This is a genomic window from Uliginosibacterium flavum (assembly GCF_040566545.1).
GTDB lineage: Bacteria > Pseudomonadota > Gammaproteobacteria > Burkholderiales > Rhodocyclaceae > Uliginosibacterium > Uliginosibacterium flavum.
Genome location: NZ_JBEWZI010000013.1, coordinates 24682 through 38547, shown reverse-complemented (window position 1 = coordinate 38547; position 13866 = coordinate 24682). Strand labels below are relative to the sequence as shown.

The 13866-nt window shown below is 59.3% G+C and carries 13 protein-coding genes; 12 read left to right on the top strand and 1 reads right to left on the bottom strand.

Going from position 1 to position 13866, the window contains the following annotated elements; all coding sequences use genetic code 11:
- Positions 1-53 precede the first annotated feature (53 nt).
- The 12 genes from ABXR19_RS12925 (at position 54) to ABXR19_RS12870 (ending at position 11677) form a co-directional block, all read left to right on the top strand.
- Positions 54-497: a hypothetical protein gene (locus ABXR19_RS12925; RefSeq protein ID WP_354601560.1), complete on the top strand. Its 444-nt coding sequence runs from the start codon at positions 54-56 to the stop codon at positions 495-497.
- Positions 494-4117, top strand: a complete 3624-nt coding sequence (locus ABXR19_RS12920; RefSeq protein WP_354601559.1) for a DUF6701 domain-containing protein — start codon at positions 494-496, stop codon at positions 4115-4117. The genes ABXR19_RS12925 and ABXR19_RS12920 overlap by 4 nt, the downstream gene beginning before the upstream one ends.
- A 39-nt stretch (positions 4118-4156) precedes the next feature.
- Positions 4157-5107, top strand: a complete 951-nt coding sequence (locus ABXR19_RS12915; protein WP_354601558.1) for a hypothetical protein — start codon at positions 4157-4159, stop codon at positions 5105-5107.
- Positions 5104-5748, top strand: a complete 645-nt coding sequence (locus ABXR19_RS12910) for a PilN domain-containing protein (RefSeq protein ID WP_354601557.1) — start codon at positions 5104-5106, stop codon at positions 5746-5748. Before ABXR19_RS12915 ends, ABXR19_RS12910 begins: the two co-directional genes overlap by 4 nt.
- The gene (locus ABXR19_RS12905; RefSeq protein ID WP_354601556.1) at positions 5745-6422 is read left to right on the top strand and encodes a type II secretion system protein GspM; all 678 of its coding nucleotides are present in this window, start codon (positions 5745-5747) and stop codon (positions 6420-6422) included. The genes ABXR19_RS12910 and ABXR19_RS12905 overlap by 4 nt, the downstream gene beginning before the upstream one ends.
- The gene (locus ABXR19_RS12900) at positions 6407-6787 is read left to right on the top strand and encodes a hypothetical protein (RefSeq protein WP_354601555.1); all 381 of its coding nucleotides are present in this window, start codon (positions 6407-6409) and stop codon (positions 6785-6787) included. Before ABXR19_RS12905 ends, ABXR19_RS12900 begins: the two co-directional genes overlap by 16 nt.
- On the top strand, positions 6787-8493 hold the full coding sequence (gene mshL, locus ABXR19_RS12895) for a pilus (MSHA type) biogenesis protein MshL (protein WP_354601554.1): 1707 nt from the start codon (positions 6787-6789) through the stop codon (positions 8491-8493). Before ABXR19_RS12900 ends, mshL begins: the two co-directional genes overlap by 1 nt.
- Positions 8490-9203 carry a tetratricopeptide repeat protein gene (locus tag ABXR19_RS12890; protein ID WP_354601553.1) on the top strand — a complete coding sequence of 238 codons (714 nt, stop codon included), beginning with the start codon at positions 8490-8492 and terminating at the stop codon, positions 9201-9203. The genes mshL and ABXR19_RS12890 overlap by 4 nt, the downstream gene beginning before the upstream one ends.
- Positions 9204-9332: 129 nt before the next feature.
- A complete protein-coding gene (locus ABXR19_RS12885) occupies positions 9333-9518 on the top strand; it encodes a hypothetical protein (protein ID WP_354601552.1) in 186 nt (61 codons plus the stop codon).
- 350 nt (positions 9519-9868) lie between these two features.
- Positions 9869-10171 (top strand): HU family DNA-binding protein, encoded by a 303-nt coding sequence (locus tag ABXR19_RS12880; protein ID WP_354601551.1) that lies wholly within the window; start codon positions 9869-9871, stop codon positions 10169-10171.
- Positions 10172-10341: 170 nt separating this feature from the next.
- Positions 10342-10740: a hypothetical protein gene (locus tag ABXR19_RS12875; protein WP_354601550.1), complete on the top strand. Its 399-nt coding sequence runs from the start codon at positions 10342-10344 to the stop codon at positions 10738-10740.
- A gap of 205 nt (positions 10741-10945) precedes the next feature.
- Positions 10946-11677, top strand: coding sequence for a PEP-CTERM sorting domain-containing protein (locus tag ABXR19_RS12870; protein WP_354601549.1), 732 nt, complete (start codon positions 10946-10948; stop codon positions 11675-11677).
- Positions 11678-11751: 74 nt separating this feature from the next.
- On the opposite strand, the gene ycaO is transcribed toward ABXR19_RS12870, so the two are convergent.
- Complete coding sequence (ycaO, locus tag ABXR19_RS12865) at positions 11752-13473, bottom strand: 30S ribosomal protein S12 methylthiotransferase accessory factor YcaO (protein ID WP_354601548.1); 1722 nt, start codon at positions 13471-13473, stop codon at positions 11752-11754.
- Positions 13474-13866: the final 393 nt, after the last annotated feature.

The window sequence follows — 13866 nt, the reverse complement described above, 5'->3', positions numbered from 1 at the left end:
TAGGGGGGGGCTTCTGCAGTCAGTGTGTCTGTAGAGGCAGGCTGCGCGCGGCTATGCGGGCAGGGGGTCTGAGCAAGCCTGCCCAGAGCGGCTTCGTCCTCGCCAGCGCAATTTTCCTGCTGGTCATCATGGCCGCGCTGGCCGCTTTCATCGTTCAGGTTAGCGTCGCCAGCCAGACCGCCAGCGCGCAGGACGTGCAGGGAGCCAGAGCCTTGCAGGCGGCGCGGCTGGGTATCGAGGCCGGCCTGTATGCCGTCCAGGTGGACGGCGACTGCCCAGGCGCCACGCTGAGCAACGTTTCCGGCTTGAATGGCTTCACGGTTACCTGGACATGTACCCCTTATGCTTTCACGGAATCTGCCGTTATTAGAACGATCTGGCAGATCACTTCGACTGCCTGCACGACGAATGGCACTTCCTGTCCCTCAGCCACTGCAGCCGAGTTGCAGAGCGCCGATTACACCGAACGCCAACTGGTGGTGGTGACCGAAAAATGAAGTGTATTCAACGCCTGCTGTTGGGATGCCTGCTGAGCTTCGTGCTTGGCGGTGCGCCTGCGTGGGCGGTAATCACTGTGTCGGTCGGCACGGCCGAGAGTTTGAGTGATAACGGCAGCACGACCCCATCGCCACCGGCAGGCGCAGTCATTGGGGATGTGTTGATTGCGCAGATCGTGACCAAGGCCGCGGCAACGATTACTGCGCCGGCCGGCTGGACGCAGGTTACGAGTGCCAGTGCCAGTCAGAATGGCATCCAGCAGCGGATTTATTACCTGACCCTGACGGCGGCGCCTGCCGCCAGTTATGCCTGGACAATTGCCGGCAATAACGGCAATCGTACGGCGGCGGTGATTTATGCAGCAAAAGGTGCCGAAGCTGCTGATTGTGGCAGTGCGAGCACCAGCTTTTGTGCCGGCAGCTATCAGAGCGGTGGGGGTAATCAGGTGGTGGCGCCAAACATCAACTCGCAGCCGCCGACTTACCCGACAGGGAGTCTGCGCATGGCTTTTTTTGCAGTCAATGACGGCAGCAGCACGATTTCCCCCGTGCTGGAAAACGGTGCTACCGCCGGTGCCTATCTGCGACCGGGCTCTAACGCCAGCGGTGTAGGTATGCACGGCAGTTATTACTTGCTGCCCAGTGCTTCCAATGGCGGCCAGCAAACGGCTTCGCTCAACAACAACGAGAGTAGCATCGGCAGCACCTTCGTCCTCAAAGCGGTCACGCTGACCCTGACCTGCCTCAGCGACAACTTCAATCGCAGCTCCGGTTTGGGCGCGGACTGGGCTGCGGCACGCGTGTCCGGCAGCTTTACACCAACCATCGTCAGTAACCGCCTGCGTCTGACCGACACGATCACGAATGAATCCACAGCGGTCAGTTTTCAGCGCCTGTTCCCTGGTGCCAGCAATTATGTTCAGGTCGCTTTCAAGTATTACGGCTATGGGGGCTCGGGCGCTGACGGGATTGCGGTGATTCTCTCGAATGGCAGCATCACCCCTCAGCCGGGTGGCTTTGGCGGTTCGCTCGGCTATGCGCCGAAGGGCGCAGTGCCGGGGTTCGCAGGCGGTTGGCTGGGCGTGGGGCTGGACGAGTACGGTAATTTCTCCAATCGCAACGACAGTGGCCCGTGTGCGCCCGGCGTGGCGTCTTGTGCTACGACCACAATTCAACAGTCTGTTGCGATTCGAGGTTCGGCCAGTAATTATTATTGGTTGGCGGGCACAGGGACGCTGAGCCCGACAGTGAGCAACAGCACTGGCCATCTGTATCGGGTGACCGTGGATTCGCGTGTGGCCGGGCAAGCTCTGGTTAGCGTGGAGCGCGACACGACGGGCGCCGGCACGAGTTATACCTCCCTGATTTCTTCGTTCAATGCCGCTGCGGCGAGTGGTCAGGCGGCAATCCCGAGCAACTTCATCCTGTCATTGACCGGCTCCACGGGCGGATCAACGAATACACACGAAATTGACGATCTGCAAGTCTGCGCGCAAAGCATGAATCCGATGACGCCGCAGATTGATCACTATCGTTTTGCTGTGGCGTCTACGCCGCTGACCTGCACGCCGGCCAGCGTAACGGTGACTGCCTGCATGGATGCGGCGTGCACGACGACCTACAGCGGCAACGTCACTGCCAGCTTGCTGCCAACGGGTTGGGTGGGTGGTGATACGAAAACCTTTGCCGGTAGCGGGGCGAACCTGAGTCTGTCCAAGACTACGGCTGGCACTTACACGCTGGGGGTCAGCAGCTCGACCCCGCAGCTCAAGGCTTTCAGCGTGCCGCAATGCTCGATCAATGGCGGGGCGTATTCGACCAATTGCGCGCTCAGCTTTGCCAATGCGGGCTTGTTATACACCGTGCCTGCGCAGACCTCCGGCGTCACTTCCGCTGCGATCACCATCACGGCTGCCAAGACGGATGACAGCAGCAAGCTCTGCACGCCGGCATTTACCGGCAGCCGCAATATCAAGTTCTGGTCAGGCTATGTCAGTCCGGCGACGGGGACGATGTCTCTCGCGGTGAATGCGACGGCGGTGGCCAAAGTCAGTCCCGGAACCAGTTTGCCTCTGATGTTTGATGCCAATGGCCAGACGACGGTGACACTGAACTATCCGGATGCAGGACAAATTTCGCTTAACGCGCAATACGATGGCAGCGTAGGCACTGGCGATGCCGGTTTGCTGATGACGGGCACGAGTGCTTTTCCCGTTGTGCCCTATGCCTTGTGCGTGGATAGCCCGGATGCGAACTGGAATTGCGCTGCGAGCCTGGCGCTGGCGCAGAACCCGGCCAATTGTGGTGTGTTCAAGACGGCGGGTACGACTTTCAATCTGCGGGTGACCGGCAAGGCTTTTCAGGCCGGCCCGGCGACCTGCGCGCTGGCGACAACGCCGAATTACCAGCAGAGCAATATCCCGCTTGCTTCTACGGTGTTCGCCCCCACTGGAGGCAGCAGTGGGGCGCTGAGTACAAACACGCTCAATATCACCAGTGGCGGCACGGCCAGTGTCGTTACCAGTGAGTCTGAAGTAGGTGTCTTCACCTTGTCCGCCCAACCGGTTGCGGCGGCGTATTTTGGCCAGACCGTGCCGGTGGGCTTCGCCAATTTCGGACGTTTCATTCCCGCGGGCTTTACGGCCAGCAGTGTGCTCACTCAGCGCAGTGATTTGACCTGTACGCCGGCCTCCACGTTTACGTATTTGGGCGAGCCACTGAGTGCGGCGGTGACGCTGAATGCAATAAACAACGCGGGTACGACAACGGCGAATTACACCGGCAACTATGCCCGACTCAATCTTGCGCCGGTTGCAAGCCTGAGCAGCAATGGGCTGGTTTTTGGTGCACAGAGTGGCGCTACCTTGCTGAATTCACGACTGAGCGCCAGTTGCACAAGCTGTCCGGCATTCAGTAATGGTGTTTCATCGCTGCTGGCCGCCTTGACCGTGCAGCGCATCAGCGGGACGACGGGGGTGACGGTTGATGGACCCTTCAGTCCAGCAACCTTGGGCCTGGCGGTGAGTGACGCTGATAGCGTGGGCATGCGCAGTCCCGATTACAACTGGGATCTGGCTGGCGCCAGTGAGGGCAGAAGTCTGGGCACGGCGACCCTGTATTTCGGTCGCATGCGGGTGGAGAACGCTTACGGCTCGCCGCTGCTGAGTCTGCGCGTGCCGATGTATGCGCAAATCTGGAACGGGACGACTTTTGTGAAAAATGTGGCTGATGGCTGCACGCAGCTGACCGTGCCGAGCAGTTCGACCATCACCGCGGTGACTGCGCCAGCTCTGTACTGCACGGGCGGCGTAGGCCTATACGGCGCTCTGGCCGGGGTGACTGCGAGTTTCAATGGCACGGCTTCGGCTGGGACGGCGAACCTTGTGGCAGGAGATGCCGGTGTGCTGCTTTCCAGACCGACGAATAACGGGGGTGGATACCTTGATTTCTCGCCTTTGGTTCCCGACTACCTGAAGTACAACGTAGACGGGGCAGACCAGACTTTGCCGGGCTGTACGACGCCGGGTGATAGTTATTTGAATGACGATAACCCGCGTGCGCGGATTCGCTTTGGCGCACGGCGCAACGACAACATCATTTATCTGCGCGAGGTGTATTGATGAGCACCATGCATCTGCTGAAAGGGGAGGTTTAAGCGCATGCCGTTCGCACGACTGTTCGGGAACGCTCGCCGCGCTAATTTGCCTCCGGTCAATCTGGCAAGCCTGCCGGGTTGTGCCGTGGCGGTGCAGTTTGTAGCGGCACCGACATCCGGCAAGCCGCAGTTGAGCCTGGCGCACTACCTCGCCAGCGGTGCCGGTGCGACCGAGCGCCTGGATCACGTGGCGCGCGATGTGCGGATCAAGGGGGCTCGTCTGAATGTGTTACTGGAAGCGCAGGATTACCAGTTCTTGCAAGTTGAGCCACCAGCGGTGCCGGCCGAGGAAATGAAAACGGCCGTGCGCTGGCTGGTGAAGGATGTTTTACGCCATCCTGTGGATGCGGTTTCGATGGATCTGGTGCCACCGCTGGAGGTTCAGGCGGGGCGGCGACCCAGCATGTATGTGGTGGCAGCCGCCAATAGCTTGCTGCGCGAGCGCATGTTGCAGTTTCGCGCCTACACCTCGATGGTGGCTGTGATCGATGTGCCGGAAATGGCGCAGCGAAATCTGGCTGACTATCTGGAGGAACATGGTCGGGCGACGGCGCTATTGTCGATTACGCCTTCGGGTTGTCTGCTGACGGCAAGCCGCGCGGGTGAGCTTTATTTCACCCGTAATTTCGAACTCTCCACCCTGAACCTGTCGGCGGTGCCGGCCATGCGGCGCGATCAGTTTGACCGGCTGGTGCTGGAGTTGCAGCGTTCGCTGGATGTGCTGGATCACCAGTTTTCCTTCCTTTCGGTGTCGGCTTTGTGGATTGCGCCCTTTGCTCATGGCGAAGAATTATTGAGCCTGCTGATCGAGAATCTGTATTTGCCGGTCAAGGCCATCAATCTGACGGAAGTGTTTGATTGCACGCGTTGTCCTTTGCCGACCGACTCCGACCAGCAGGCCGCGCTGTTTCATGCGCTGGGTATGGCACTGCGCGATATGGAGGAGGCGTCATGAGGCGGCAGATCAACCTCGTCAATCTGGCGCTGCTGCCGCCAAAGCCCTTCTTCCAGTTCCGCAGCATGATGCTGGCGCTGGCGGTGCTGGCAGGAGGTTTGTTGCTGCTGGCGACCTTCATGCTGTCGCGCCTGGGTGGCTACGAAGTCGCCGCAGCACAGGCGAAGAGCCGCCTGGTCGCCAAGCAGGATCAGCTCAAGACGCAGGAACAGAAGCTCGTTTTGCGCCAGGCAGATCCACAGGTGGCCGCGCAGCTTGAGAGCTTGCGCGAGGCGCAGCAGGATCTGCAGCGTATCGATCAGGCCTTGCAAGGGGGCGTGTCCGGTGCTGCGCCAGAGCAAGACAAGGCCAAAGGGGCGTCTCGTTATCTCTATGCCTTGGCGCGCCAACCTTTGCCCGGCGTATGGTTGAACACGATTCACGTGCACGGAGACCAGGTTTCCCTGCAAGGCATGGCTACCCATGCGGCGGCCATTCCCGCAACGCTGGCTTTGCTCAATCAACTACCGGCCTTTCAGGGGCAGAATTTTTCGGCGTTCGAAGCGGGGCGTCAGGTGATCAGTGGGGCTGATCCGGCCAAACCCATTGAGGTGCTGAGCTTCAGCCTGAGCTCTGTCGGTAGCAAGGAGGGCGCGCGATGAAAAAAGCTTGGCTCTTCCTCGCTGATCGTTTTGATGCGCTCAAGCCGCGTGAGCGGATGGCGATTTTTCTGGCTCTGGCCGCGGCACTGGTGGGGCTGTTTTTTGTGCTGGCCTTGAACCCGGCTTATGCCCGCATCCAGCAGGCGCAGCGCAGTCTGCAAGAGAGCGAGCAGGCTCTGGCAACGGCACGGGCGAGCGAACTGGCCTTGCTGCAAAGCGCCAGTCTGGATCCAGATGCCGAGGCGCGGCGTCTGATTGCCCGGACGAGCGAAGAAAATGATGTGCTGCGTCGTAAGCTGGCTAGTACCCAGGCGCAGTTGGCCAGCCCCGCAAAAATGACTGAAATGCTGCGTGATCTGATCGCGGCGCAGCAGGGCGTGGAACTGGTGTCGCTGCACACGGCCGTGCCTGAAGACCTGTTGAGCCGTGCCATGGCGGCGGATAAATCACCTGCCGTGCGTCAGGTGGCTGCGAGCAGTTTGTATCGGCATGCCATTGAAGTGAGCGTGCGTGGTGACTATCAGGCCTTGGCCGGCTACCTGCGCCGCGTGGAGAGCCTGCCCTGGAAAATCGAGTTGGCCGATATGAGTCTGAAAACCGGGGCTTACCCGCAGGCCACGATGACGCTGACGCTTTACACCCTCAGTCTGGAGCGCACATGGCTAAGCTTCTGAGCGCCTCCCTGCTGTTGGCGATCGGGCTTGTGGCGCAGCCCGCGCAGGCTGAGACTTTCTTTGACCCGACGCGTCCGCTGGTTGCCGGCCTTGTACCTGAGGCCGGGCCGGCGGCCAGCCCGGCAGAAGCGCCGCTGGTGCTGCAGTCGGTGCTGCTGTCGCCGCAACGCAAGCTGGCCGTGATCAGCGGCCAGAGCGTGGCGCTGGGGCAACGCATCCGGGCTTACACGTTAATCAATCTGGGCAGTCGCCAGGCTGAGCTGCAAGGGCCGCAGGGCCGGCTCACGCTGTGGTTGTTGTCCGATCTTCATCCTGATCCTGCTGCTGTGAAGAAATCAGCCCTTCAACAGGGAGAGCGAAAATAATGAAAACCCGACAACTTTTGTGGCTGGTCTTGCCTTGGCTGGCAGCCTGCGCTTCATCCCCTGCGCCTTACAACAAGGCGCAGGACGCGATTCGTGCAGAGATGGCTGCGGCCGCACAGGCGGCCGCAGCCGCCCCCACCCCGATGCCGGGCGCGGAACTGTACCCCTCGTTGCGTCTGGACATGCCCCAGGCGGCGGCCAAGGCGCTGGAACCACGCTTCGACTTGTCGGTGAGCAATGCGCCAGTGCGCCAAGTGTTTCTGAGCATGGTGGCGGATACGCGTTACTCGATGCTGCTGCCCAACGATCTGGACGGCACGATTACGGTCAGCCTCAAGGACGTGACGGTGCCCGAGGCGCTGGACGCACTGCAGCAGCTATATGGCTATGAATACCGCATTCAGGGCAGCAGCATCTTCATTCAGGGCCGCAGCCTGCAGACGCGCATCATGAAGGTGAATTACCTGAATGCGGTGCGCAAGGGTACTTCCGATATTCGCGTGATCTCCGGCTCGGTGGGGGACGCGACGAGTTCGACCAGCGGGCAGGCAGGCTCCAGTTCGACGAGCGGGTCGAGCAGTTTTGTGACCAGCAAGATCACTACCAGCGCGCAGAGCGATTTCTGGTCCGAACTGGCGCAGGTGGTCAAATCCATCGTCGGCGACAAGGACGGGCGCAGCGTCGTGGCCAGTCCGCAGAGCGGCGTGCTGGTGGTGCGCGCGACGCCGGGTGAATTGGCGCAGGTGGAGCGCTTCCTCGCGGCCTCGCAGTTGTCGCTGGAGCGCCAGGTGATCATCGAGGCCAAAATCATCGAAGTAACCCTGAACGACAGTTTCCAGGCCGGCATCAATTGGGCAGCCTTTGGTTCGGGTAATACGCCCGGGGGAGGAAACGGTCGTTTCTCGATAGGTCAGCTTACGCCAGGCAGCAGCATCGCGCGTTCTGGTACGGTGACCGCAAGCCCTGTCTCGGGGTCGGCTCAGGTTGATCTTAGTAATGCTTCAAGTGCTGCGGGGGGCATGCTGGGGATGATTCTGAGCACGGCAAATTTCACGACCGTGATCAATTTGCTTGAGCAGCAAGGCCAGGTGCATGTGCTGTCCAGCCCGCGCGTGGCGACGCTGAATAACCAGAAGGCGGTACTCAAGGTCGGCAATGACGATTTTTTCGTGACCGGCGTGGACTCTACTTCCTCGACCAATGCCAGTGGTAACAGTACGGCTTCGCCCAAACTCACGCTGCAGCCGTTCTTCTCCGGCATCGCGCTGGATGTGACGCCGCAGATCGACGAGACGGATCAGATCACCCTGCACATTCATCCGATGGTCAGCAAGGTCAAGAGTGTGACGCAGGAAATCGATTTGGGTACCTTGGGCAAGTTCAAGTTGCCGTTGGCGTCCAGCCAGATCAGCGAAATGGATAGCGTGGTCAAGGCCCTTGATGGTCAGATGGTGGCCCTGGGTGGCCTGATCCGTCAGGTCTCGGGTAACGTTGATTCACAGGTGCCGGGCGTGGGCGAGGTGCCGCTGGTGGGCAATCTGTTCAAACAGCAAAGCCGCGACTCCGAACGACGCGAACTGGTGATCCTGCTGCGGCCTACGGTGATTCAGGCGGCTTCAACCTGGGCTGAGGACATCGGGCAGAGCGACACGCGCGTGCGGCGTCTGCTGGATGAACGCAATGCCTCGGGGAGGCGCACGCGATGAGCTTCTTCAGCCATGCTGCTCTGAGCGCCTTGTTGCTGGCGGGTCTACAGGCAGCCTCTGCGCAGGAGCAGGCCCAGCTTGTGCCTGCGGCCGTACAGATCCAGTCTAAAGTGTCGGTTCGGCCGAAACCCGCCGCTGCGCCAGTGATGGATCACTATCAGCAGGCACTTGTCCGCGTGCGTAGCGGGCGCATCAGCGAGGCGCATGAACTCTTGCGCCAGCGTCTACGAGAGGAGCCGAAGGATCTGGCTGCCACGCGTTTGCTGGCGAGTTTACTGCTGGATGGCGGACAGCTGGTGGAAGCTGCGCAGGTGCTAAGCACCGCGCAGGCGCTCTCGCCTCAGAATACGGATATTGCCATTGCATTAGCGCGCCTGCAGGCGGAGCAGAAGGCCTATCCGCTTGCATTGCAGACGCTGGAGAGAAGTGCCGAATATGCCCGTCAGGATGCGGACTATGTTTTTTTCATGGCCGTGCTGGCTGCTCAGGCGGGGCAGTCTGCGCGGGCGATTCCGCTGTACCAGCAAGCCTTGCAGCTGGCACCGGGGCAGGGCGCCTGGTGGCTGGCACTCGGAGCTGCGCAGCAGGCGGTGCAGGATCGGGTTGGCGCGCGCAGCAGTTACGAAACAGCGCTGGCCTCAGGGCTGGACGCTGCCCGGCAACGGCAGGCAAAGCTGGCTCTGCGGCAATTACGCGAACCTGTGCTTTGATCCAGATTAAGCTCAGCTTATAAGTACAACAAAAACTCGAATTGGTCAGACAACTTTCAAACGCATACGATTCAGTCAAGCACTCGGTTTGAGTGTTTCCCCCCAAACCACACATAGAGAGGCTGAATCATGGTTCCCACATTTGGATTGTTCGAGTTCGAACCCGCCCGCAAGGCATTTGTCAGTGTTGAAGATCAGGAGCGCGCGGGCTATCTGAACGAAGTGGTGCTCAACAGCACCCAGTTCGGCAGCGGTAACTGGAACGAGAGCGAAGCGCGTCAAGCGGCATTGCACTCCTTGATCAACCAGTTCTGAGAAGCTGGTCATGCTCTTACTGCGAGGCCGTGATCGGGGCTCATGTGCTGCTCGGAATCCTCATGTATCAACATACATTCCGGTTCCTGTGCTGCTCTTCACCCCGCTGACGGCCTCTCGCTACAGATCATGAACAGCTTCCTAGCAAGCCCCCAAAGCCCGCCGCAAGCGGGCTTTTTCTTGACCAAACGCCCCGAAGAGCAGGTTTTTACTGCCGCGTAGCGAAAAAAAACGCCGCAGTCATCAATCGGGCTGCCAACATCGCCAAGTTCCGATCTATACTCGGCGCACCGTCGCAGGCGTTTCATTTTTACTTCCCACTTTCCAAGTCAAGACAAGAGGAGAATTGCATGAACAAGTCCGAACTGCTGGCAGCTATTGCCGAAAAAACCAATCAATCGAAGGCTGCCACCGGTGAGTTTCTCGACGCAACCATCGCTGTAATCGAAGCTGCTGTTGCTTCTGGCGACCCGGTCGCTCTGGTTGGCTTTGGTACTTTCAAAGCTGCCCCGCGCGCTGCTCGCGAAGGCAAGAACCCGAAGACGGGTGAAAAGATCAGTATCGCTGCAACCACCGTGCCGCGTTTCACCGCTGGCGCTGGCTTCAAAGCCATGGTTGCTGGTGCGAAGGCCAAGAAGCCTGCCAAGAAGTAAGCTTCTTTTCCTGTAGTACCGAAACGGGGCGCCAGTGGTGCCCCGTTTTTCGTTCACGGCCTTTGCGCAAGCACGCAGAGCTTTACTTCTTTTTGCCTCAGTGTGCGACGCTCTCACACGCAATTTTGATAAATTTGCCTGCATCAAAACACGTTTGAGGCAAGCAAGTCATGACCCTGAATTTCCTCGCCAGTCGGCGCATTTTTATGAGTATCGGCCTGGCCGTCTGTGTGCTTGCGTTGAGCGCCTGTGGCGGCGGTAGCGGCACCAGCAGCAGTGATGGCCTTAGTATTGACTCATTGACCTATTCACCGTCGACCCCCAGTAGCGGTGATCCAGTCTCGGCGGTTGCCACCGTCAGCTATACCGGGACGGTTACTTCCAGCGGCATCACCTATGCGTGGACGCAAACCTCCGGCCCAAGCGTCAGCCTTACCGGGAGTTCGGCTGCGACCGTGTATTTCACTGCCCCCACAGTCACCAGCAGCACGGAAGTCGTCCTCAAACTTACGATCAGCGCTAATAGCGTGAGTGCTGCAAAGAGCGTGACGATCACAGTTTCTCCTTGAATGAAGATGGTGTAAGCCTGTTGTATGGATTGATGTATCGTCCAGGAGGTATTCCTTATGCTGTCATCAAAATTTTTAAATGGGTTTTGTGACGTGCGGCACAGTGGTGAGCGATAGCTAACCCGTAAAATTGTCTCTATGTCTTGAATGTCAGCCATTGCTTCGCATGGAAGACACTCAAAAAAAGACAACAGGGAGAATGACAATGAATACAAGCAAGAAATCTGCTTTGGTTGCTGCTTTGGTGGTGGCAACGATGAGTGTGGCTCAAGCGGCAGAGTTGGGTTTGAGTCCTGACTGGAGCAATGGCACGTCTGGCAATAGTGCGCTGGTGGTGTCGAGCAACAGCGATAATCTGGCCTATCGCTCACTGGATGCGGTATTTTCCGGCAATGAGGTGTTTCTGAGCGTGAACATGGCGCTGAGTCCTTCAAGCAGCTTTGCCGCCAATGATTTCGTGTCTTTGTGGCTGGATAATGCGCTGACAGGTGCCCACACTTCAGTGCCGAATTTTGGTATCAAGGCTGATCTGAGCGGCACAAATGATGTGTTTGCACGTAGCACGGGCACCAGCGGCAGTGCGGTATCAGGCAGCAATCTGGTTGCTGGTCAGAGCTTTACCTTGCTGGCGCGCGTTTATAAATCGACGGCTGCAGGCAATTACGATGGCATTCAGTTGTGGTTCAACCCAACGGCGAGTGACTCCTTGGCAAGTGCGGATGCAAGTTTTTCTGGCAACTCAGGCATCTCTTCGTTCAGCGCGATTGGTTTGCGTACGGCAAATCTGGACGCTGGTGATTCTGTCAGTGTTAGTAACCTGAAGGTCGGCACTGCATTTGCTGATGTTTCCCCCGTTCCGGAACCTTCCACGACTGCCATGCTGTTGGCGGGTTTGGGCATGATGGGTTTCATCGCGCGTCGCCGTCTCAGCGTCTGATCCTCGCTCTTTCGCATAAAGCAAAACGCCCATCCCTTGCGGGGTGGGCGTTTTTCTTTGCGGCTGAGTTGGCGTTACTTTGCCGCTTGCACCTTGGCATAGGCGGCCAGCAGCTTGCCGTGCATGACGCAGCCGGCGAGGTTCATGCCGGGTGAGGCGGTGCCGAAGAAGCGTTCCTCGCCGCAGAGCAGGCGCTGGGCTTGTTCCAGTGTGTCTTTGCCGTAGAGGCTGACTAAGGCCTCTTGATAGGGCGTATCTTCGTCCAGACGCAGCAGGGTTTCGATGCACAGGTAGACGCGGCGACGGCTCGGGTTGATCTGCTTGAAGTTGCTGATCCAGTGCAGGCCGGCGTCGATGGCATCTTCATTGCCGATAGCCAGTGCGATCAGGGCCTTGAGTTCGCCTACGCGCAGGTCGGTCCAGATTGTGTCGGCATCGGCGGCCAGACCGATCAGTGCGGCGACGGGCTTCTGTTCGTCCAGATCCAGATCATCCAGCGCTTCGAGCAAGTCGGCACATTGTTCGTCGTTGAGTTCCTGCAATTGCAGGATGCTGGGGCGCAGGTCGTTGCCGATGCTGTTGTTGTCGAAATCGAGCTCGTCGAGCGGATAGATTTCGGACATGCCGGGCACGAGGATGCGGCAGCCATACACGCCCAGATGCATGAAGTCGGCGATGTAGATGTCGTGGCCGGCGGCGTGGATGATGCCGACGAGGCGTTCGAAATCTTCGGTGGTGGTGCCCGAGAAGTTCCAGTCCTTGAATTCGAAGTCGGCTTCATCGCCGAGGAAATCCCAGTGCACGATGCCGCTGGAATCGACGAAGTGGATTTCGATGTTCGGCACCGAAGCGACTTCTTCCAGATCGTGGCCAGCGGGCGGAAAGCCGTCCAGCGCAGCCAGGGCACGGCCCTGCAGGAGTTCAGTCAGCGCGCGCTCCAGCGCGATTTCAAAGCGCGGATGGGCGCCGAAGCTGACGAAGACGCCCTGGTCGTGCGCATTCAGCAGGGTGACATTGATCACCGGGAATTCGCCGCCGAGGGAGGCGTCACGCACCAGAATGCCGAAACCGGCGTCGCGCAGACCCTTGATGCCCGTGGCAATACTGGGGTAGCGGGCGATGACTTCTGCCGGCACTTCCGGCAGGCACAGGCCTTCACGGATCACCTTGAACTTGACGTGGCGTTCCAGAATCTCTGAGAGGGCCTGAGCGCGCGCCTCGGTGGCGGTGTTGCCGGCGGACATGCCATTGCTGACGTACAGGTTGCCGATGATGTTGATCGGGAAATAGGTGGTCAGATTGTCGCGCAGGCGCACGTAGGGCTGCGTGCAGATGCCGCGCTCCAGGTTGCCGGAGTTCAGATCCACCAGTGCCTCGGGATCGATTTCGTCAGCAGGGTTGTAGAAGGCCTGCAGTTCGGGCGTCAGGATGCCTTCGGGCCATTCCCATTCGCCGTCGAGTTCGAACCACTTTTCCTGCGGATAGTGGGTGAATCTGGCCGTCGCGTTGGCTTCGCCAAGATAGTAGTGCGACCAGAAATAGTTGCAGGACAGACGCTCGAAAAATTCGCCCAGCGCGCTGGCGCGGGCGGCGAGCTGGGTTGCGCCCTTGCCGTTGGTATAGAGCAGGGGGCAATCGGCATCGCGCAGATGCACCGACCAGACGTTGTTGACCGGGTTGAGCCAGCTGTGCTCTTCGGCCTTGAAGCCAATGGCAGCAAGCTTACCCTGCAAGGTGGCAATGGTGGCTTCGAGCGAAGCGTCCTTGCCGGGGATGAAGTGTTCTTGGGTCGTCATTACATGAGCCAGTCTTATTTGGGGGTGGCGCATTCTACGGGGAATGCACTTGCGGCGCAGCCGCTGTCCGTGAAGGCTTGCGCTTGCTAGCAACGACCAGGTGCAGAATCGTGAGAACTGCGTGCCGAGCGGGAGTGCCTGAAGAGCCGCCCCCAGTATGCTTGTCTGGGTAGGCTGGCTGGAGAGCAAGGCGGAGAGCGGCTATACAAGGTTGTATGTGTTCTTGATTGTTGGATATTTCACGACAGCGTTCTGCGAGGGGTTTTCTTTGCCAGATGGCTTTCGGAGCAATAATTTTGTGCGAGCGTTGTTTGTGTCTTTTGTGCGATAGGCCGGGCGCAGGTTTCAGGTGATAATCCTGCCCAAACAAGGCCTTGCAGCGATGGCGCCTCC

What these genes read in the sequence shown, in the direction of transcription:
- mshL (WP_354601554.1), top strand. Translation starts at nt 6,787, where the DNA reads ATGAAAACCCGACAACTTTTGTGGCTGGTCTTGCCTTGGCTGGCAGCC.
- ABXR19_RS12920 (WP_354601559.1), top strand. Translation starts at nt 494, where the DNA reads ATGAAGTGTATTCAACGCCTGCTGTTGGGATGCCTGCTGAGCTTCGTG.
- ABXR19_RS12875 (WP_354601550.1), top strand. Translation starts at nt 10,342, where the DNA reads ATGACCCTGAATTTCCTCGCCAGTCGGCGCATTTTTATGAGTATCGGC.
- ABXR19_RS12890 (WP_354601553.1), top strand. Translation starts at nt 8,490, where the DNA reads ATGAGCTTCTTCAGCCATGCTGCTCTGAGCGCCTTGTTGCTGGCGGGT.
- ycaO (WP_354601548.1), bottom strand. Translation starts at nt 13,473, where the DNA reads ATGACGACCCAAGAACACTTCATCCCCGGCAAGGACGCTTCGCTCGAA.
- ABXR19_RS12880 (WP_354601551.1), top strand. Translation starts at nt 9,869, where the DNA reads ATGAACAAGTCCGAACTGCTGGCAGCTATTGCCGAAAAAACCAATCAA.
- ABXR19_RS12925 (WP_354601560.1), top strand. Translation starts at nt 54, where the DNA reads ATGCGGGCAGGGGGTCTGAGCAAGCCTGCCCAGAGCGGCTTCGTCCTC.
- ABXR19_RS12900 (WP_354601555.1), top strand. Translation starts at nt 6,407, where the DNA reads ATGGCTAAGCTTCTGAGCGCCTCCCTGCTGTTGGCGATCGGGCTTGTG.
- ABXR19_RS12905 (WP_354601556.1), top strand. Translation starts at nt 5,745, where the DNA reads ATGAAAAAAGCTTGGCTCTTCCTCGCTGATCGTTTTGATGCGCTCAAG.
- ABXR19_RS12870 (WP_354601549.1), top strand. Translation starts at nt 10,946, where the DNA reads ATGAATACAAGCAAGAAATCTGCTTTGGTTGCTGCTTTGGTGGTGGCA.
- ABXR19_RS12885 (WP_354601552.1), top strand. Translation starts at nt 9,333, where the DNA reads ATGGTTCCCACATTTGGATTGTTCGAGTTCGAACCCGCCCGCAAGGCA.
- ABXR19_RS12910 (WP_354601557.1), top strand. Translation starts at nt 5,104, where the DNA reads ATGAGGCGGCAGATCAACCTCGTCAATCTGGCGCTGCTGCCGCCAAAG.
- ABXR19_RS12915 (WP_354601558.1), top strand. Translation starts at nt 4,157, where the DNA reads ATGCCGTTCGCACGACTGTTCGGGAACGCTCGCCGCGCTAATTTGCCT.